We start from the raw sequence: 17,597 nt of genomic DNA, 5'->3' as shown, positions 1-17,597 counted from the left end.
GGATCGACAGCGGGCGCACCGCCTCCGAGGCCGCCGTACTGGCCGGCACGGACCAGCTGCGCCGGCTCGCGATGGAGACCGCCGTGCTGCACGCGGCGCGGCTGCTGGCCGTCTACCCGCCGAACGAGTTCACGGTCCACGCCCTGGTCGGCGAGCATGGCGGCGAGACCGCCGGCGTAGCCCTGGCCGACCGCCCGGACCTTCCAGGCGCCCTGACGGCGGTACAGCTCCAGGGCGGCGACCGCGGACTCGCTGTCGAGCCCGGTCAGCGTGAACGTGGCGATCTCGTCGCCGTCGAGGCCGGTGACCGCGACGAAGGGCGAGGCGACGGCCCCGAACCGGGTCGGGCCGCCGGCTCCCTGCGGAAGGGCCAGCAGCACCGTGACCCGGTGCACGCCGTCGGGCAGGGCGTCGAGGTCGACGGCGAGCCGGTGGTCGGCGGCGGCCTGCCGGGACACTTCGAGGCCGTGCAGCTGCGGGGAGCCCGGGTGGGCGACCCATTCGGTGCCGGAGACCCTGCCGTGCTCGTCGCCGAGCGTGGCACCGGCCACGACGGGCGCCCCGGCCGATATCCGGATCTCCAGACGGGTCTGGGGCAAGGTGTGGTTCTGCCCCCGGACCAGCTCGGCCGTCATTGCCCTGTCCCCTCGACGAGTTGCCGCTGTGCGCGCTGTGCCTCTGCTGTGGGTGGTGCGGTGGTGCCGCGATGCGTGCAGCTCCCGGCGGCCGAGGCCTCCGGGAGCTGCGCGTACCGCGTTACGGACCTGGCGGTCCGGGGTGTCCTACAGGTGCGGCAGGATCGCCGGCATGAGGTCCTGGAAGGTGCGGCCGTTGGCCGGGGTGCCGATGGCGGTCATCTTCCAGGCGTTGCCCGCGCGGTGCACCTTCGCCATGATCTGCGCGGTGTACTGCCCGCCGCCGTCCAGCGTGTAGCGGGCGAGCTCCTGGCCGTTGGTCTCGTCCACGATGCGGCAGAACGCGTTCTGCACCTCCTGGAACGTCTGGCCGGTGAAGGAGTTCACCGTGAAGACGATCTGGTCGATGTGGACCGGCACCCGCTGGAGGTCCACGAGGATCGCCTCGTCGTCGCCGCCGGAGCCGGCGCCGCCCACCAGGTTGTCCCCCGTGTGCCGCACCGAGCCGTCGTCGCTGGTGAGGTGCCGGAAGAACACGACGTCCACCGGCTGCTTGTCGGCGAACAGGACCGCCGAGGCGTCCAGGTCGATCTCCCGGGTGCGCGAGCCGAACAGACCGCGGCGCGGTGCCGCCTGCCAGCCGAGCCCCATCCGTACCGCGGTCAGGGTCCCCCCGTCGCTCTTCTGCAGGCTGATGGCCTGGCCCTTGGTCATATTGACCGTCACGCGCTGTCCCCTCTCCGCTTCCCCGCAACCGTCCTTGTGCGGTTTCCCAGCACCCTACGCAGTGGTGTCACCCGCGCGGAGGGCCTGGGCCGTTTTGTGTCGGTCCTGCAACATCCGGCCCGAACCGCCCGGCCGGTCAGGCCAGACCGGCCTCGCGCATCTGGCGCAGTTCCTTCTTCAACTCCCCCACCTCGTCGCGCAGCCGGGCGGCGACCTCGAACTGGAGGTCCGCGGCGGCGGCGCGCATCCGGTCGGTCATCTCCTCGATGATTCCGGCCAGTTCGGTCGCCGGACGGTCGGTGACCACCGTGGTCTTCCCGGCCTTCCCCGCCTTCGCGGACTTCCCGGCCGTCGCCGCCTTGCCGTCGCCCGGGACCGCGTGCTTCCCGAGAGCGGGCACGGGTGCCTTGCCCTCCTTCGCCTGGCGGTAGCCGGTGCCGAGCAGTTGCTCGGTATCGACCTCCTCGCGCGCGATCGTGGCGACGATGTCGTTGATCTTCTTGCGCAGCGGCTGCGGGTCGATGCCGCGCTCGGTGTTGTAGGCGATCTGCTTCTCGCGGCGGCGGTTGGTCTCGTCGATGGCCTGCGCCATCGCCGGGGTGACCTTGTCCGCGTACATATGGACCTGGCCCGAGACGTTGCGCGCCGCGCGGCCGATGGTCTGGATCAGCGAGGTGCCCGAGCGCAGGAAGCCCTGCTTGTCGGCGTCGAGGATGGCCACGAGCGAGACCTCGGGCAGGTCGAGGCCCTCCCGCAGGAGGTTGATGCCGACCAGCACGTCGTACTCGCCGGAGCGCAGCTCGCGCAGCAGCTCGATGCGGCGCAGCGTGTCGACGTCGCTGTGGAGGTAGCGGACCTGGATGCCGAGCTCCAGGAAGTAGTCGGTGAGGTCCTCCGCCATCTTCTTGGTGAGGGTGGTGACCAGGACCCGTTCGTCCTTCTCGGCGCGCACGCGGATCTCGTGCACCAGGTCGTCGATCTGTCCCTCCGTGGGCTTGACGACGACCTCCGGGTCGACGAGGCCGGTGGGGCGGATGATCTGCTCGACGAAGCCGTCGCCGCGGGACAGCTCGTAATTGCCCGGGGTGGCGGAGAGGTAGACGGTCTGGTTGATCCGCTGGAGGAACTCCTCCCACTTCAGCGGGCGGTTGTCCAGGGCGGACGGCAGCCGGAAGCCGTGGTCGACCAGGGTCCGCTTGCGGGAGGCGTCGCCCTCGTACATCGCGCCGATCTGCGGGACGGTCACGTGCGACTCGTCGAGCACCAGGAGGAAGTCCTCCGGGAAGTAGTCGAGGAGGGTGTTGGGGGCGGTGCCGGGGGAACGGCCGTCGAAGTGCATCGAGTAGTTCTCGACGCCGGAGCAGGTGCCGATCTGGCGGAGCATCTCGATGTCGTACGTCGTGCGCATGCGCAGCCGCTGGGCCTCCAGCATCTTGCCCTGCTTCTCCAGCTCGGCCAGGCGCTGCTCCAGCTCCTGCTCGATGCCGCTGACGGCCTTCTCCATGCGCTCGGGTCCCGCCACGTAGTGGGTGGCGGGGAAGACGTGGAGGGACCGGTCCTCGCTGATGACCTCGCCGGTGAGCGGGTGCAGGGTGGACAGGGCCTCGATCTCGTCGCCGAACATCTCGATGCGGACGGCGAGCTCCTCGTAGACCGGGAAGATCTCGATGGTGTCGCCGCGCACCCGGAAGGTGCCCCGGGTGAAGGCCAGGTCGTTGCGCGTGTACTGGATCTCCACAAAACGGCGCAGCAGCTGGTCGCGGTCGATCTCGTCGCCCACCTTGAGCTGGACCATGCGGTCCACGTACTCCTGCGGCGTACCGAGGCCGTAGATGCAGGAGACGGAGGCGACCACGACGACGTCCCTGCGGGTGAGCAGGGAATTCGTCGCGGAGTGGCGCAGCCGCTCGACCTCCTCGTTGATCGAGGAGTCCTTCTCGATGTAGGTGTCCGACTGCGGGACGTACGCCTCGGGCTGGTAGTAGTCGTAGTACGAGACGAAGTACTCGACGGCGTTGTTGGGCAGGAGCTCGCGGAACTCGTTGGCCAGCTGGGCGGCCAGGGTCTTGTTCGGCGCCATCACCAGGGTGGGGCGCTGCAGCTTCTCGATCATCCAGGCGGTGGTCGCGGATTTACCCGTACCGGTCGCGCCGAGGAGCACGACGTCCTTCTCACCTGCGCGGACGCGCTTCTCCAGGTCGGCGATGGCCGTGGGCTGGTCGCCGCTGGGCTGGTAGGGACTGACGACCTCGAAAGGCGCCACCGTACGTTCGATCTTCGAGACTGGCCGCATGCAACCACCGTACGACCCGCCACTGACAACGGGCTTCTCAGCGGCCCTGCGGGCCGCCGTTCACCGGTCCACGGGCCCCACGGCGTCGCGCGGCCGGGAGTGGAAGGACGCCGGGTCCGCGTAGGTGCCGAAGCGGGGGACCTGACGCTGGGCGGGGATTCCGGGGGCCCGGTCGCGTGCGGTGCGCGGGTCGTCCCAGTCGGGCGTGCCCATGACCACCAGCGGGTCGAACATGACCACGACGGCGGCCAGCAGCAGGAAACAGGCGGGCCCGAGCAGCATGGGCACCAGAAGCGAGCCGGCGCTGTCCCCGGGTGCCTGGCCCGCGGTGGCGGCGGTGGGGTGCAGATGGACCCGGAGCGCGGCCATGCCGGTGTAGTGCATGCCGCTCACCGCGACGCCCATCACGACGCTCGCGCCGAGGCTGGGCAGGAAGCCGTGGATCGAGACGGCGGCCCACAGCGCGGCGGTCGAGGCCACCACGGCGATGACGACGGAGAGGGTCACGGTCACCGTGTCGTACTCGAACTGCCCATCAAGTCGCATCCCGGCCATGCCGAGGTAATGCATGGAGGCCACGCCGAGTCCGGTGATCGTGCCTCCCGTCACCAGGGCCATGCGAGTGGCGCCCCGGTATCCCACCAGGAAGATTCCGATGCCGACCATGACGATCGCGACGGCGAGGCTGGCGAAGGTGACCGGTTTGTCGTAACCGATCGGCACCTCGTCGACGGAGAAGCCCACCATCGCGATGAAGTGCATGGTCCAGATGCCCGAACCTATGGAGGTCGCCCCGAGAGCCAGCCAGCCGGCCCTGAAGGAACGCTCGGTACGCAGTGACCGCGTGGTGCAGCGCAGGCCCAGCGCCGCGCCGAGGCACGCCATGAGGAACGCCGCCGCCGGGGTCACCGCCCCATAGCTGAAGCCGTCGATTGTGCCCTGCATCCTTGTACGCCCTTCGCAGCAGCAAGCCCGGGTCAGGACGATCCCAGGGCCTGTCGTCCGGGCACAGGGCCCGGCAGACACAGCAGAAGTGCCGCATCTTATCGACAGGGCCGACAGCGGGTGACGCGGTCCCTTCACACAGTGGCCATCCTTCGCCTGTCCTGCGTTCGGGGGCGGCTGGGACGCTCGGGCCGTCCGCAACTCTGACGCAAGGAGTTCACGTGTACGCAGGTACCGCTACCGCCTCCGTCGCTGCCGCCGCCGTCATGGGCGCCGGCACGTTGCTGATGTCGAACCCCGGCACGCCGGTCGCGGACGCCCCCGCGCCCCGGCGGCCCGTGCAGCAGGTCGCCCCGGTCCGTCACGCCACCGACGCCATGGCGCGCGGCCCGCGCGTCTACGCCCACCGGGGCGCGTCCGCCTACGCCCCCGAGAACACGCTCAGGGCCGTGGACAAGGCCGACGCGATGGGCTTCGACTGGGTGGAGAACGACGTCCAGCTCACCAGGGACGGGCTGCTGGTCGTCATGCACGACACCGGTCTCGCGCGGACGACCGACGCGGAGGAGGTCTTCCCGGACCGTGCGCCCTGGGCGGTCAAGGACTTCACGGCCGCCGAGATCTCCCGGCTGGACGCGGGCAGCTGGTTCGGTCCCGCGTACGCCGGTACCCGGGTGCCGACCCTGCACCAGTACCTGAAGCGGCTGGGCCACAACCGGCAGAGCCTGCTGCTGGAGATCAAGAGCCCGGAGATCTACCCGGGGATCGAGCGGGCCACCCTCAAGGTGCTGGACGAGGAGGGCTGGCTCGACCGGAGCCACGTCAGGGACCGTCTGGTGATCCAGAGCTTCGGCGCCGACAGCGTGCGTACGGTGCACGAACTGCGGCCGGACGTGGTCACGGGCTTCCTCGGCGCCCCCGCCGTGGCCGAACTGCCCTCGTACGCCGCGTTCGCCGACCAGATCAACCCGTCCTGGACGGGCCTGTCCGTCGACTACGTGGCGGCGGTGCACGCCCTGAAGGGGCCGCACGACAAGAAGCTCCAGGTCAATGCCTGGACGGTGAACGACTCGGCGGCCGCGCTCAAGGTGCACGGCATGGGCGTGGACGGCATCATCACCAACACCCCGGACGTGGTGCGCGCGGCGACGAAGAGCTGACGCCGGGGCCCGTTGTCAGTGCCCGGCCGTACGGTGGGGGCATGGACAGCAACGGGGTCGTCGAGTGGGCCGTCGTCGAGAGCGACATCGGTCCGTTGATGCTGGCCGCGACGGAGACCGGACTGGTGAGCGTGGTCTTCCACGCCCGCCCGGAGATACGGGACGCGGCGCTGGAGCGGCTGCGCGCCCGGCTCGGCGCGGAGCCGGTCCACGCACCCGGCTCCGCCCGGCTGGCCGAGCCGGCACGCCAGCTCGCGGCGTACTTCGCGGGCACGCTGCGGGAGTTCTCGCTCGACCTGGACTGGTCGCTGACCGCCGGGTTCAACCGCCAGGTGCTGCGCGAGCTGGCCCGGGGCGTGCCGTACGGGGCGGTCGCCGGGTACGGGGAGCTGGCCGAGCGGGTCGGGCAGCCGGGGGCGGCCCAGGCGGTCGGTGCGGCGATGGGTTCCAACCCGCTGCCCGTCGTAGTGCCGTGCCACCGGGTGGTGGAGAGCGACGGCGGGATAGGCGGCTTCGGGGGCGGCCTGGAGACGAAGCGGCAGCTGCTGGCGCTGGAGGGAGTGCTGCCGCAGCCGCTGTTCTGAGGGGCCGGCCTCGGTGTCGTGCCGGCCGTTTCGTGCGGGCGTACGCGCTGGCACACTGCGTCAGTGACCAACACCCTCGACGCCCCTGACACCCCAGGTGGGCCCGGCCCCGCCGTATCCGTGACGGTGGCCGATCTGCCCCGCCTGCGCCGCAGGACGTCCGCCGTCCTGATCGCCGGGCAGATACTCGGCGGCCTCGGCGTGCCGATCGGCATCGCCCTGGCCCCCGTGCTCGCCACCGAGGTCAGCGGATCCGAGTCGCTGTCGGGTCTCGCTCCCACCGCGTCGGTGACCGGCACCGCCCTGCTGTCGCTGCCCCTGGCCGCCCTGATGACCGCGCGGGGACGCCGCCCAGGTCTTGTGGTGGCCTATCTGATCGGCGCTCTCGGGGCGGGCCTCGTGGTGCTGGCCACCGTGGTGGGGAGCTTCCCGCTGCTGCTCCTCGGCATGGCCTGCTTCGGGGCGGGCTCGTCCGCCAATCTGCAGGCCAGGTTCGCCGCCGCCGACCTGGCCGAGCCGGACCGGCGGGGCCGGGCGATCTCCACGGTCATCTGGGCCACCACCATCGGCTCGGTGCTCGGGCCGAACATCGCGGCGCCCGCGGGCCGGGTCTTCCGGGACACCGCCGTGTCCGAGACGGCGGGACCGTTCGTCTGGGCGGCCGGCATCTTCGTGCTCGCGGCCCTGGTGGTCGCCGTGCTGCTGCGGCCCGATCCGCTGCTCACCGCGCGGGCGCTGGCCCCCGGGGAGGGCGGGGAGGCCGGGGACCGCTCGCTGCGCGCCGGGCTCGCCGCCGTACGGGCGTCGCCGATGGCCCGGCTGGCCCTGGTGACCGTGACGGTCTCGCACACCGCGATGGTCTCGATCATGGTGATGACCCCGGTCGATCTCGGCCACCACGGCGCGGACCTCCAGCTGATCGGCCTGGTGATCAGCGGGCACATCGCCGGGATGTACGCCTTCTCGCCGGTCATGGGCCGGCTGGCCGACCGCTTCGGCCGGCTCTCCGTCATCGGCCTCGCGGCCGGGCTGCTGGCCTGCGCCGCGCTGCTGGCCGGCACCGCGGGCGCCGCGCACGGCAGGACCGCGGCCGGCCTGTTCGTCCTCGGGCTCGGCTGGTCGGCGGGCATGGTGGCCGGTTCGGCGCTGCTCACCGACTCCGTTCCGCAGCCCGCCCGCGCCGCCGTGCAGGGCCTGTCGGACCTGGTCATGAACGCATCGGCCGGGGCGGGCGGGGTGGTGGCCGGGGTGATCGTCTCCCAGGCGGGCTACGGCTGGCTCAACCTGACGGGCGCCTGCCTGCTGCTGCCGATGGCGGCACTGACCCTGCGCCGGTCCCTGACACGCGCCGCGGGGGCCTGAGCGGGGCAACCGCCAGGCCGGGTGCCCGCTGGGGCCTGAGCGGGGGCGCCCGGCGGGCCGGGTCGCCCGCGAAGGCGCAAGCCCGGCCCGTCCTCGCCGGTAAGCGGCGGGACTCCCGGCGACCGCACCGTCAGGCGTCAGCCGCCCCCGGCTCCCCCGTGTCCGTCGCGGGCCGGCGCGCCACCAGCACCGGCTGGAAGAAGCCCGACTCCTCCGGCTCGTGCCAGGCGGCATCCGTGAGACCGGCCCGCCCCGCGAACCCCGTGAGCTGCTCCTGCGACAGCGCCCAGTACGAGGTGCGGCGCGTACGCACCTCGTACCCGCCGCTCTCCCCCTCCCCGCCGTCCCCGCCGGGCAGCAGCTGGAAGTGCTCCAGGTCGTAGCGCTCGCCGTCCGGCCTCCAGTGCCACAACTGGAAGGTGACCACCCGGCCGGTGGTCTCCTCCCTGACCTGCGGGGGCGTGGACGCGGGCCGCTCGCGGCGCAGCCGGTCGTACGGCCGGGTGGACACCAGCAGGACGCCGCCCGGCCGCAGGACCCGGCGCATCTCACCGAGTGCCGCCTCCACCGCGTCCGGCGTGAGCAGATGCGGCAGCGAGTTGTCCGCGCACACGACGACGTCGAACAGGGCGTCGCCGAACGGCAGCCGCGTCATGTCAGCGGCCGTGGTACGCAGGTCCAGGCCGCGCGCGGCCGCCTCCCGCCCGGCGCGGGCCGCCGCGGCCGGGCTCAGGTCGCTGCCGGTGACCCGGTGTCCGAGCGCGGCCAGGCCCAGCGCCTGCGTGCCGATACCGCAGGCGCAGTCGAGCACTTCGTACCCGGCCCCCACGCGGTTGCCGAGCGCCGCGCCGATCAGGCCGGAGAGCGCGGCGGCCTGCCGCTCGATGCTCGCCTGCCAGTCGGCGTACATGAGGTCGTAGTCGGCGGCGAGATCGTCGTAGAAATGGCGCACGGTGGCGGCGGAAGGGCTCTGCGCAGGCATGACGCCACCCTAACTCGGCTGTGATCAAAGGCTGATGGGAGTTTTCGCGCCACCGGCGGGTCCGGGCTGGCCGCCGCACGTTTGAGTCCCGCATCCTCGCGACAGGGATGTGGACATGCCACTCAACGCGCCCCTCGACACCACCCCGTACGCCCCCGTGCTCTCCGCCGAGGTGCGGGCGGCCCTCGCCGCGCGGCGGCCCGTCGTCGCCCTGGAGTCGACGATCATCGCCCACGGCCTGCCCCGGCCCCGCAATCTGCGGGTCGCCGGGGAGCTGGAAGGGCTCGTGCGGTGCGCCGGGGCCGTGCCCGCGACGGTGGCCGTGCTGGACGGGCGGGCCAGGGTCGGGCTGGACAAGGCCGAGCTGGAGCGGGTGGCCGAGGACCCGGGGATGCGGAAGCTGGGCCACCGCGACCTCGCCCCGGCACTGGCGGGCGGGGCCAGCGGCGCGACGACCGTCTCGGCGACCGCGTTCCTGGCGGCCCGCGCCGGGCTGCGGGTCTTCGCGACCGGCGGGCTCGGCGGGGTGCACCGGGGCTGGACCGAGACGCAGGACGAGTCGGCGGACCTGCGGCTGCTGGCACGTACGGGGATCACCGTGGTCTGCGCGGGTGTGAAGTCGATCCTGGACGTCCCGGCCACGCTGCAACGGCTGGAGACGCTGGGGGTCGGGGTGCTCGGCTACGGCACCGCCACGTTCCCCGGCTTCTACCTGAGCAGTTCGGGCGAGCCGGTCGACTGGACGGTGACCTCGCCCGAGGAGATCGCGGAGGTGATGCGGGCGCAGGACGCGCTCGGCGGGCCACAGGCGGCGCTGATCGTCGCCAACCCCGTGCCGGAGGAGGAGCAGTTGGACCCCGTGCTGCACGACCGGGTGCTGGCCGAGGCGCTGGAGGCGTGCCGGGAGCGCGGCATCACGGGGCAGGCGGTCACGCCGTTCCTGCTGGACCATCTGGTGCGGCACACCGGGGGCGCCTCGCTGGAGGCCAACCTCGCGGCGGTCCAGGGCAATGTGGCACTCGCCGCCCGTATCGCCACCGCCTGGGCCGCACGGTGAGCGGCGCCCTGCTCGTCGTCGGGGACGTGGTCACCGATGTGGTGGCCCGGCACGGACCGGCGCCGGCCAGGGGCACGGACACGGCCGCCGTGATCCGGACGCGGGCGGGCGGCGCGGGCGCGAACGTGGCCTGCTGGGCGGTGCACGCGGGCTGCCCGGACGTGCGGCTGCTGGCCCGGGTAGGCGCCGACTCGGCGGACTGGCACCAGGACCTGCTGCGACGCGCGGGGGTGCGCGGGCTGCTCACGGTGGACGAGGAGGCGCCGACCGCGACCGTCGTGGCGCTGGTCGACGCCGCCGCCGAGCGCACCTTCCTCACCGACAGCGGTGCGGTGCTGCGGCTGTCCCCCGACGACTGGTCGCCCGCGCTGCTCGACGGGGTCGCCCATCTGCATCTGTCGGGCTATCTGCTCTTCGCCGACACGAGCCGGGAGACGGCCCTGCTCGCCCTGCGGGAGGCCGTACGGCGGAACGTTCCGGTGAGCGTGGACCCGGCGTCGGCGGGCTTCCTCGCCGGTCTCGGCGTCGACCGGTTCCTCGCCCTGACCGAACGGGCGGACCTGCTGCTGCCCAACGCGGACGAGGCGCTGCTGCTCACCGGCCTGGCCGAACCGGCGGACGCGGCGGCCAAGTTGAGCATGCCCGCCCGCCAGGTCGTCGTCACGCTGGGCGAGGGCGGGGCGCTGCTGGCCGCCGGGGGCGCGGTGACCGGCCGGGTCCCGGCCGAGCGGACCGGGCGGGCCGTGGACTCGACCGGGGCGGGCGACGCGTTCACCGGCGGCTTCCTCGCGGCGCGGCTGGCGGGCGCGGACGACACGGCCGCCGCGGCGGCGGGCTGCCGGGCCGGGGCCGAGGCCGTCGGAACGGTGGGCGGACGGCCGCCGCTGCCGGGCGAGTAGCGCGGGCGTGGTGGGACGGTCCGCTCAGTGCGGCCCGAAGCCGCCCGCACCGCTCACCTCAGCCCCGTCCACGCCGGGTGGTGCGGATCGTCGGCGCGCACCACCGCGTCCGCGCTGTCGGCGGGCGCCGTCTCGTCCTCGTACCGCGCGAACGCGGGCAGGGTCCACAGCTCGTCCTGCGGCGTGCGCCGCCGCAGCGCACCGGCGGACAGCCGCAGATGGACGCCGAGGTCGAACGGGAACCAGTGCCCGAACAGCAGCGGCCCGTGCAGGATGAGCACCCCGCCCTCCGGCAGGTGCGCGTACGGGCTGCGCGTGGCCCGGTCCGTCGCCGGGTCCCACAGGTCCGGCAGCACCCGCCCGGTGCCGCCCGGCTCCAGGGGCCCGAACACCTCGCGCCAGAGCGCTCCGGTGTCGAACCAGCTGCCGAAGTACGAGTCCGGGTCCTGCTTGCCGTACTCGTAGCGCAGGCTGGCCGGCCGCAGGAATCCGGCGGTGGACACCGGGAGTACGGCACGGCCCCGCAGCCTCAGCGCCTGCGCGACGGACGCGGCCAGTTCGCCGGGGCGGGCGGCCGGTGCGCCGTCGACGGCGATCTTCAGCCAGGGTCCGCCGTCGGCCGGCTCCAGCGCGTCGGCGTGCGCGGCGAGCGCGTCCGTCAGCCGTTCCCAGGAGATCGCTTCGAATCGCACCCGTCCATCATCACCCGTCCCGGCCCGTGGCCGGTATGCGGAAACATGCAGCCACCACGCGCTTCGGCGATTACGGTCGTGGCCATGGATCTCGCATTCGCCCGCACGTTCGCGGCCCAGTGGCAGGACGACTGGAACTCCCACGACCTGGAAAGCATCCTGGCTCACTATCACGAGGACGTGATCTTCAGTTCACCGATGATCGCGCGGTTCACCGGCGACCCGTCGGGGACCGTGCGCGGCAAGGACGCCCTGCGGGCGTACTGGAAGCGCGGGCTCGAACTCATCCCGGACCTGGAGTTCGAGGTGATGGACGTCCGGGCGGGCGTCGACACGCTGGTGATCGACTACCGGAACCAGATCGGCGGCCGGGTCTACGAGGTGCTGACGTTCCGCGACGGGCTGGTGAGCGCGGGCCTCGGCGCGTACGGGGAGACACTCGCCCGCTGACGCCGGCGGGCGGTGTCCCCCGGGAGGCTTCACTTCCCCGGCCCGCACTCCACCGCGTCGGCGTCGTCGGAGAGTTCGCTGCCGTGGGGCAGCAGATAGGTCACCCAGAGCACGACGGGCTCGCTGCCCAGGTTGCGCCCGATGTGGCGGTGCTTCTTCCCGGACGGCTCGATGAACGAGGTGCCCGCCGGGGACACCTCGACCGAGCAGTCGTCCAGGGTGCGGGTGAGCGTCCCGGACTTGACGACGGCGATCAGCTGACCGCTGTGGGTGTGCCAGCCGGTGGAGCCGCCGGGCGCGATGGTGATGGTGCGGAAGGTGACGTCGGCCCGGCCCTTCGGCGCCTTGACCTTCAGCTTGCCCACCGAGGTCCCCTGGGCCACGACGGTGGCGCTCACCCCGCTGCCGGGCGTGGCGCCGGCCGCCGTCGGTACGAAGGCGAGCGCGGCGACGCTTCCCGCGATGACGAGCGCCTTGCCCAGCCGTCCCCGTTGCCCCTGTTGTGCCGTGGTCCTCATGGGCTCTCCCGTCTCCGGATGTCACGGACATCTCAAATGCCCCGACGTTACCCGGAAGAGGACCGCGCGAATCACGCCACCGCTATCCGGCCGCGCGGGGCGAACGTCAGCTCGCCCGCAGCTCCTTGGCCAGCGCGCTGTCGCCGGAGATCTCGATCCGCCCATCCGCGACCGCCTCGGCGAACGACGTCTCGCCGCGCCCGAGCGCGAGGCACAGCTCCGCGTCGAGGGCGATGCGCGCGTCCGCGCCGGCGGCGGGCCCGTCCCCGTACACCGGCTCGCCCGCGGTCACCTCGCCGGTACGGACGTGGAACTCGCCCTCGTCCAGGTGGACGTCGAGCACGCCCGCCGCCGCTCCCTCCAGGGCACGCAGCAGCGGGAGCGCGAACCAGTGGGCCCGGACCGCGTCGGTGGGCCGCCGCTCGGCCAGTGCGGGGGCACCCCACTCGGCGAGGGCGGCGAGAACCGGCAGCAGTCCGTGGCCGCGCGCGGTCAGCTCGTACACCGAGGCGGCGGCCGGCGGCGGGAGCTTGCGGCGGGTGACGAGGCCGCCCTGCTCCATGTCCTTGAGCCGGGAGGCCAGGACGTCCGTGCTGACGCCGGGCAGGTCGGCGTGGAGATCGGTGTAGCGGCGGGGACCGGCCAGCAGTTCACGGACGATCAGCAGCGTCCACCGGTCACCGACGGCGTCCAGGGCGCGGGCGCCGGCGCAGAACTGGTCGTAACTCCGGCGGCGTGCCGGGCGGGTGGCGGGCTGTTGCTGACGTGGCATGCGACGCAGTCTAGACATGTTGTTGGACTTTCCAAGCCCGAGCTTGGTAAAACCAAGTATCGCAACCGGGTCGGGGAGGCACCACATGGAGTTCCGTCAGTCCAGCAAGCTCAACGAGGTCTGCTACGAGATCCGGGGCCCCGTCATCGAGCACGCCAACGCCCTGGAGGAGGCGGGTCACAGCGTGCTCCGGCTCAACACGGGCAACCCGGCCCTGTTCGGCTTCGAGGCGCCGGAGGAGATCGTCCAGGACATGATCCGGATGCTCCCGCAGGCCCACGGCTACACGGACTCGCGCGGCATCCTGTCCGCCCGCCGGGCCGTGGCCCAGCGCTACCAGGCGATGGGCCTGACCGAGGTCGGCGTCGACGACATCTTCCTCGGCAACGGCGTCTCCGAGCTGATCTCGATGGCCGTCCAGGGGCTGCTGGAGGACGGCGACGAGGTGCTCATCCCCTCCCCCGACTACCCGCTGTGGACCGCGGTGACGACACTGGCCGGCGGCAAGGCCGTGCACTACACCTGCGACGAGGCCTCGGACTGGAACCCCGACATCGCCGACATGGCCTCGAAGATCACCGACCGCACCCGGGCCGTCGTGATCATCAACCCCAACAACCCGACCGGCGCCGTCTATCCGCGCGAGGTGCTGGAGGACATCCTCGACCTGGCGCGCCGGCACGGCCTGATGGTGTTCGCCGACGAGATCTACGACCAGATCCTCTACGACGACGCCGAGCACCACAGCGTTGCGGTGCTCGCCCCGGACCTGGTCTGCCTCACCTTCAGCGGCCTGTCGAAGACGTACCGGGTGGCCGGGTTCCGCTCCGGCTGGATGGTGGTCTCGGGCCCGAAGCAGCACGCCCGCAGCTATCTGGAGGGACTGACGATGCTCGCCTCGATGCGGCTGTGCCCCAACGCCCCCGCCCAGTACGCCATTCAGGCCGCGCTCGGCGGCCGGCAGTCGATCCGGGACCTGGTGGTGCCCGGGGGCAGGCTGTACGAGCAGCGCGATCGCGCGTGGGAGAAGCTGAACGAGATCCCGGGCGTCTCCTGTGTGAAGCCGAAGGGCGCGCTGTACGCCTTCCCGCGCATCGACCCGAAGGTGCACCCGATCGCCGACGACGAGAAGTTCGTCCTGGACCTGCTGCTGCGCGAGAAGATCCAGGTCGTCCAGGGCACCGGCTTCAACTGGCCCCGCCCCGACCACTTCCGCATCCTGACCCTGCCGCACGCGGACGACCTGGACGCCGCGATCAGCCGGATCGGGCGGTTCCTGGCGGGGTACCGGCAGTGAGTCCGCGCCGAATGAGGAGCGGGCCCGGGGGCGTAGCCGGCCCCCGAGCCCTGTGATTGCCGCCTGCATGACACGCCGGCACGTTTAAGGTCCCGTATCAGTTTTATGTCGTCGCGTCCTGCCTTTAGACGACCGCGGACCGAAGCTCCACGGGCCGGAGTCGAACCGGCATCTCGACGCCCACGGGCACGGGCCCGTTTGATCCGGCGATAGGCGGCGCATGCTGAGCCTGGAGCGAGAGTCTGAGATTGATCACGGTCTGCCTCTGCCAGTTGGGCCACCCCGGCCCGTATCCGCGCTGAGCGCGGAAGTGCCGGGGGGAGGACTCGAACCTCCACCGGAACCGCTTCGTCACGACAAACTTCAGTTTCAGCTTTGCGCTCCTCGCGCACCCCGGCGGTTTCGACCACCGCCGGGGAATCCATGGTCGGTCACCCGAAGAGGTAACCGAAGACGGCGTCACCCACCCGCTGGTCCGTGACCTCCGTGCCGTTGGCCTCCTCGCGGGCGAACTTGACGGCCTGCTGGAGCTTCTCCACCCGGTCGAGCAGTTCGTTCACCCGGCGCGCGGGCAGCGCCCCGGAGAACTTCACGGTCGTCCAGTAACCGATCGGTACGTCCTCGTAGTACACCTCGACCTGCGCCGGGTGCTTCTCGGTGGCCTCCGCCTTCACGTGGTTGCGGGGCACCTTCTTGGTGCGCAGGGTCCGGACCGGCTCGGTCTTCCACGCGTCGGTGGACGGGTCCTGGCTCCACGCCTCGGACGCCTCCAGCACCGGAAGCTTGCGCACGAAGGTGTTGAGGTCGACGAGCTGCTTCTCCAGGAAGAGCAGATAGGAAACCGGTACGTCACTCACCAGGACCCGGCCGTCGACGGTCACATCGGCACGGGCCTCGCAGTTCGCCCAGTCCTTCGTGGCGGTCACGTCGAACAGGCGGGTGAGGGACTTCGCGGTCTCCCGCAGCACGCCCTCGGCCTTGACCTGCACCGGCGTCGACTCGGGCGGCAGCTGCTCGCCCTCCTCGTCCTTCGGCTGATAGGTCCGGGAGATCCCGGCGAGGAGTCCGGCCTTCTGGAGGCCGTGATGCGCCGCCGTCAGGTCCTGGTGTGCCTTGGACTTGACGCCCTTCTCCACTGCGATGATCTGATTGAGTTTCGCCACGCCGAGGAAGCTAGCAGCGGCAACGGCGGTGCCGCCAAGGGTTTTTGGCGCCGTCGCGCACGGGCCGGTGCGCCCGGCACACCTCTGTGCGCTCCCGCCCGTTCGGGTGGATTCCCGGTGACGCCCTTCCGCCGACGCCACCGGCCCCGGGCCGCTTGCGACAGTGAGGCCCGCGCGTCTGCGCCTTCCCCGCATCCGGAACGAAGGGCTCCCCCATGCCTCTCCTGTCCCGCACGGCCGCCGCGAACGACCCGGCCGGCTCCCCCGACGACCGCCGCCGCCCGCGACGGCGGACCGCGCTCGTCGCCGCCACGGCGGGCCTCGCCGTCCTGGCGGTGGGCACGCCCGTCGCGTACGCCACGCTCGGCTCGGGCTCCTCGCCGGAGCCCCGCCCGGCGGTGGCGGAGGCCCTACGGGGGAAGGACTACATCGAGACACGGCTCCTCTTCGGCACCGAACGCCCCGACGGCGGACCGGAGGTGACCGACCGGCAGTTCCTGGAGTTCATCGACGCGGAGGTCACCCCGCGCTTCCCGAACGGGCTGACCATCCAGGACGGCCGGGGGCAGTGGCGGGACTCCCGCGGGGTGATCGAGCGGGAGCGCAGCTATGAGCTGACCCTGCTCTACCCGGCATCCGAGGCGCGGGTGCGCGGCCGGCAGATCGAGCGCATCCGCGACGCCTACGAGAACGCGTACGCCCAGGATTCGGTGGGGCGGCTGGAGGAGCGGCTGAGCGCCGACTTCTGAGGGGGGCGGCGGGCCGCGCTTGCGGCCATGCCCCGGGTGTACGGAACCGGCCGCGCCCCCGGTCAGGCGCCGGGCGTACGCGGCCGGGCCAGCACCCGGGCCGCCGCGTGCACGCCGGCCACCGCCACCGGCAGGAACGCCAGCCCGGCCGCCGTCGCGCGGGCGCCGCCCACCGGAATGCCCGCCGCCCGCAGCCGGCGCAGCGCCCAGAGCGAGTACGGGACGACGACGGTCGGCGAGGTGGCCACCCCCGGCGTGTAGCCGCCGTACGCCGCCGACTGCGCCATGTGCACCACCCCGTGGAGCCCGAATCCGGCCAGGGCCGTACGGAAGAAGGCGCTGCGGCCGCCCGTGCGCGCCCCGTCCGCGGCGGCCGCCGCGACGACCACGCCCATGAGGCCGATGGCCGTGTTCACCTCCCGCTGCGAGAGGTCCGCCCGGTCCCACACCCGGTCGGGCACCCACGGCAGACGCTTCCTGAGCCCGGGCCGTGCGGTGCGGAGCCAGCACGCCATGGTGGCGATCTCCTCCAGGTCGTTGGCCGCCCAGGCGGCCAGCAGCCCCCAGGTCACCGCTCCGGAAACTCCGGAGGTCCTGTCGGTCTTCATGAGCACCCCTCTGCGTGTCGTGCGCCGGCGGTCGGCCGCAGCCTATAGTGCAACGCAACGTTGCGTTGCACTTTTCTGGAGCCGCCATGTCCGCCCCTCCCCCACAGTCCCGGCCCGGCAAGGGCCCCCGCGCCGCCGAGGCGATCTTCGACGCCACCCTGCGGCTGCTCGCCGAGCGCGGCTACGCGGGGCTCACCGTCGAGGCCGTCGCCCAGGAAGCGGGGGTCAACAAGACGACCATCTACCGCTGGTGGCCGTCGAAGGCGCCGCTGCTGCGCGCCGCGCTGCTCCGGGCCCGGGTCCTGGACCTCGAGATCCCCGACTCGGGCTCGCTGCGCGGGGACCTGATCGCCCTCACGGAGCAGGTGACCGGCCTGGTCACCGGTGTACGGACCCGGGCGATCGTGCGGGCCCTGGCCTCCGGGACGGGCCTGCCCGACGACGAACTCGCCGCGCTGGGCCGGGACTTCTTCGCCGACCGGTTCTCGCGCGAGCAGCCGGTGTTCACCCGGGCCGCCGCACGCGGCGAGCTGCCGCCGGGGGCCGACCCGAAGCTGCTGCTCGACCTGATCGCGGGGGCGGTGTGGGTGCGGGCGCTGCTCAGGAACGAGCCCGTGCCGCCCGGTTTCGCGGCCGCCGTCGTCGACGCCGTGCTGCCCGCCGGGCGCGGGCACGGCTGAGGCTTCGGGCATGCCGGGCGGGGCA

The 17,597-nt window shown here is 72.5% G+C and carries 19 protein-coding genes and 1 tRNA gene; 9 read left to right on the top strand and 11 right to left on the bottom strand.

The features are described from left to right. The 4 genes from EAO73_RS20805 to EAO73_RS20790 all read right to left on the bottom strand — a co-directional run. The coding region (locus EAO73_RS20805) for a TerD family protein (RefSeq protein WP_224756385.1) at positions 1-635 on the bottom strand (635 nt) is incomplete at its 3' end. A 147-nt stretch (positions 636-782) separates the two neighbouring features. Next, entirely contained in the window at positions 783-1,361 is a 579-nt protein-coding gene (locus tag EAO73_RS20800) for a TerD family protein (RefSeq protein WP_026171720.1), read from the bottom strand. Positions 1,362-1,497: 136 nt separating this feature from the next. Then, on the bottom strand, positions 1,498-3,654 hold the full coding sequence (gene uvrB, locus EAO73_RS20795; RefSeq protein ID WP_147972996.1) for an excinuclease ABC subunit UvrB: 2,157 nt from the start codon (positions 3,652-3,654) through the stop codon (positions 1,498-1,500). A 60-nt stretch (positions 3,655-3,714) separates the two neighbouring features. Beyond that, entirely contained in the window at positions 3,715-4,599 is an 885-nt protein-coding gene (locus tag EAO73_RS20790) for an MHYT domain-containing protein (RefSeq protein ID WP_147972995.1), read from the bottom strand. Between the two features lie 221 nt (positions 4,600-4,820). On the opposite strand from EAO73_RS20790, the gene EAO73_RS20785 reads away from it, so the two are divergent. From EAO73_RS20785 to EAO73_RS20775, 3 genes are all read left to right on the top strand, one after another. Further along, a complete protein-coding gene (locus tag EAO73_RS20785) occupies positions 4,821-5,759 on the top strand; it encodes a glycerophosphodiester phosphodiesterase (RefSeq protein WP_191134156.1) in 939 nt (312 codons plus the stop codon). Positions 5,760-5,800: 41 nt separating this feature from the next. Beyond that, on the top strand, positions 5,801-6,343 hold the full coding sequence (locus EAO73_RS20780) for a methylated-DNA--[protein]-cysteine S-methyltransferase (RefSeq protein ID WP_147972994.1): 543 nt from the start codon (positions 5,801-5,803) through the stop codon (positions 6,341-6,343). A 63-nt stretch (positions 6,344-6,406) separates the two neighbouring features. Further along, entirely contained in the window at positions 6,407-7,705 is a 1,299-nt protein-coding gene (locus EAO73_RS20775) for an MFS transporter (protein ID WP_147972993.1), read from the top strand. A 130-nt stretch (positions 7,706-7,835) separates the two neighbouring features. Here the strand turns inward: EAO73_RS20775 and EAO73_RS20770 are convergent, their stop codons facing one another. Then, on the bottom strand, positions 7,836-8,687 hold the full coding sequence (locus EAO73_RS20770) for a class I SAM-dependent methyltransferase (RefSeq protein WP_147972992.1): 852 nt from the start codon (positions 8,685-8,687) through the stop codon (positions 7,836-7,838). A 115-nt stretch (positions 8,688-8,802) separates the two neighbouring features. Here EAO73_RS20770 and EAO73_RS20765 point away from each other — a divergent pair, with 115 nt between their 5' ends. Both EAO73_RS20765 and EAO73_RS20760 read left to right on the top strand, forming a co-directional pair. After that, positions 8,803-9,744, top strand: a complete 942-nt coding sequence (locus tag EAO73_RS20765) for a pseudouridine-5'-phosphate glycosidase (protein ID WP_147972991.1) — start codon at positions 8,803-8,805, stop codon at positions 9,742-9,744. After that, positions 9,741-10,643, top strand: a complete 903-nt coding sequence (locus EAO73_RS20760) for a carbohydrate kinase family protein (protein WP_147972990.1) — start codon at positions 9,741-9,743, stop codon at positions 10,641-10,643. The genes EAO73_RS20765 and EAO73_RS20760 overlap by 4 nt, the downstream gene beginning before the upstream one ends. A 53-nt stretch (positions 10,644-10,696) precedes the next feature. Here the strand turns inward: EAO73_RS20760 and EAO73_RS20755 are convergent, their stop codons facing one another. Next, positions 10,697-11,335: a uridine kinase gene (locus EAO73_RS20755; protein ID WP_147972989.1), complete on the bottom strand. Its 639-nt coding sequence runs from the start codon at positions 11,333-11,335 to the stop codon at positions 10,697-10,699. A gap of 84 nt (positions 11,336-11,419) precedes the next feature. Here EAO73_RS20755 and EAO73_RS20750 point away from each other — a divergent pair, with 84 nt between their 5' ends. Next, the gene (locus EAO73_RS20750; RefSeq protein WP_147972988.1) at positions 11,420-11,785 is read left to right on the top strand and encodes a nuclear transport factor 2 family protein; all 366 of its coding nucleotides are present in this window, start codon (positions 11,420-11,422) and stop codon (positions 11,783-11,785) included. Positions 11,786-11,814: 29 nt separating this feature from the next. Here EAO73_RS20750 and EAO73_RS20745 read toward each other — a convergent pair whose 3' ends face one another. Both EAO73_RS20745 and EAO73_RS20740 read right to left on the bottom strand, forming a co-directional pair. Next, entirely contained in the window at positions 11,815-12,303 is a 489-nt protein-coding gene (locus tag EAO73_RS20745; protein ID WP_147972987.1) for a cupin domain-containing protein, read from the bottom strand. Between the two features lie 106 nt (positions 12,304-12,409). Then, positions 12,410-13,075: a winged helix-turn-helix transcriptional regulator gene (locus tag EAO73_RS20740; protein ID WP_147972986.1), complete on the bottom strand. Its 666-nt coding sequence runs from the start codon at positions 13,073-13,075 to the stop codon at positions 12,410-12,412. Positions 13,076-13,160: 85 nt separating this feature from the next. Here EAO73_RS20740 and EAO73_RS20735 point away from each other — a divergent pair, with 85 nt between their 5' ends. Beyond that, on the top strand, positions 13,161-14,372 hold the full coding sequence (locus EAO73_RS20735; RefSeq protein ID WP_147972985.1) for a pyridoxal phosphate-dependent aminotransferase: 1,212 nt from the start codon (positions 13,161-13,163) through the stop codon (positions 14,370-14,372). Between the two features lie 311 nt (positions 14,373-14,683). Here EAO73_RS20735 and EAO73_RS20725 read toward each other — a convergent pair. Further along, positions 14,684-14,770 (bottom strand) — tRNA-OTHER (locus tag EAO73_RS20725). A gap of 33 nt (positions 14,771-14,803) precedes the next feature. Further along, positions 14,804-15,535: a hypothetical protein gene (locus EAO73_RS20720; protein ID WP_147972984.1), complete on the bottom strand. Its 732-nt coding sequence runs from the start codon at positions 15,533-15,535 to the stop codon at positions 14,804-14,806. Positions 15,536-15,750: 215 nt separating this feature from the next. Here EAO73_RS20720 and EAO73_RS20715 point away from each other — a divergent pair, with 215 nt between their 5' ends. Then, positions 15,751-16,284, top strand: coding sequence for a DUF3574 domain-containing protein (locus EAO73_RS20715; RefSeq protein WP_147972983.1), 534 nt, complete (start codon positions 15,751-15,753; stop codon positions 16,282-16,284). Positions 16,285-16,346: 62 nt separating this feature from the next. Here EAO73_RS20715 and EAO73_RS20710 read toward each other — a convergent pair whose 3' ends face one another. Continuing rightward, positions 16,347-16,892, bottom strand: a complete 546-nt coding sequence (locus EAO73_RS20710) for an HXXEE domain-containing protein (protein ID WP_224756384.1) — start codon at positions 16,890-16,892, stop codon at positions 16,347-16,349. A gap of 86 nt (positions 16,893-16,978) precedes the next feature. On the opposite strand from EAO73_RS20710, the gene EAO73_RS20705 reads away from it, so the two are divergent. Further along, the gene (locus EAO73_RS20705) at positions 16,979-17,572 is read left to right on the top strand and encodes a TetR/AcrR family transcriptional regulator (RefSeq protein WP_147972982.1); all 594 of its coding nucleotides are present in this window, start codon (positions 16,979-16,981) and stop codon (positions 17,570-17,572) included. The last annotated feature ends 25 nt before the right edge of the window (positions 17,573-17,597 follow it).

Source organism: Streptomyces sp. col6, from assembly GCF_008042035.1.
In the GTDB taxonomy this organism is placed as follows: Bacteria; Actinomycetota; Actinomycetes; order Streptomycetales; family Streptomycetaceae; genus Streptomyces.
This window is presented reverse-complemented; position numbering and strand designations above follow the sequence as displayed.

Excerpts from the sequence above, each read along its gene's own strand:
- uvrB (WP_147972996.1), bottom strand. The coding sequence starts at position 3,654 with ATGCGGCCAGTCTCGAAGATCGAACGTACGGTGGCGCCTTTCGAGGTC.
- EAO73_RS20705 (WP_147972982.1), top strand. The coding sequence starts at position 16,979 with ATGTCCGCCCCTCCCCCACAGTCCCGGCCCGGCAAGGGCCCCCGCGCC.
- EAO73_RS20765 (WP_147972991.1), top strand. The coding sequence starts at position 8,803 with ATGCCACTCAACGCGCCCCTCGACACCACCCCGTACGCCCCCGTGCTC.
- EAO73_RS20740 (WP_147972986.1), bottom strand. The coding sequence starts at position 13,075 with ATGCCACGTCAGCAACAGCCCGCCACCCGCCCGGCACGCCGCCGGAGT.
- EAO73_RS20745 (WP_147972987.1), bottom strand. The coding sequence starts at position 12,303 with ATGAGGACCACGGCACAACAGGGGCAACGGGGACGGCTGGGCAAGGCG.
- EAO73_RS20790 (WP_147972995.1), bottom strand. The coding sequence starts at position 4,599 with ATGCAGGGCACAATCGACGGCTTCAGCTATGGGGCGGTGACCCCGGCG.
- EAO73_RS20715 (WP_147972983.1), top strand. The coding sequence starts at position 15,751 with ATGCCTCTCCTGTCCCGCACGGCCGCCGCGAACGACCCGGCCGGCTCC.
- EAO73_RS20750 (WP_147972988.1), top strand. The coding sequence starts at position 11,420 with ATGGATCTCGCATTCGCCCGCACGTTCGCGGCCCAGTGGCAGGACGAC.
- EAO73_RS20735 (WP_147972985.1), top strand. The coding sequence starts at position 13,161 with ATGGAGTTCCGTCAGTCCAGCAAGCTCAACGAGGTCTGCTACGAGATC.
- EAO73_RS20770 (WP_147972992.1), bottom strand. The coding sequence starts at position 8,687 with ATGCCTGCGCAGAGCCCTTCCGCCGCCACCGTGCGCCATTTCTACGAC.
- EAO73_RS20710 (WP_224756384.1), bottom strand. The coding sequence starts at position 16,892 with ATGAAGACCGACAGGACCTCCGGAGTTTCCGGAGCGGTGACCTGGGGG.
- EAO73_RS20780 (WP_147972994.1), top strand. The coding sequence starts at position 5,801 with ATGGACAGCAACGGGGTCGTCGAGTGGGCCGTCGTCGAGAGCGACATC.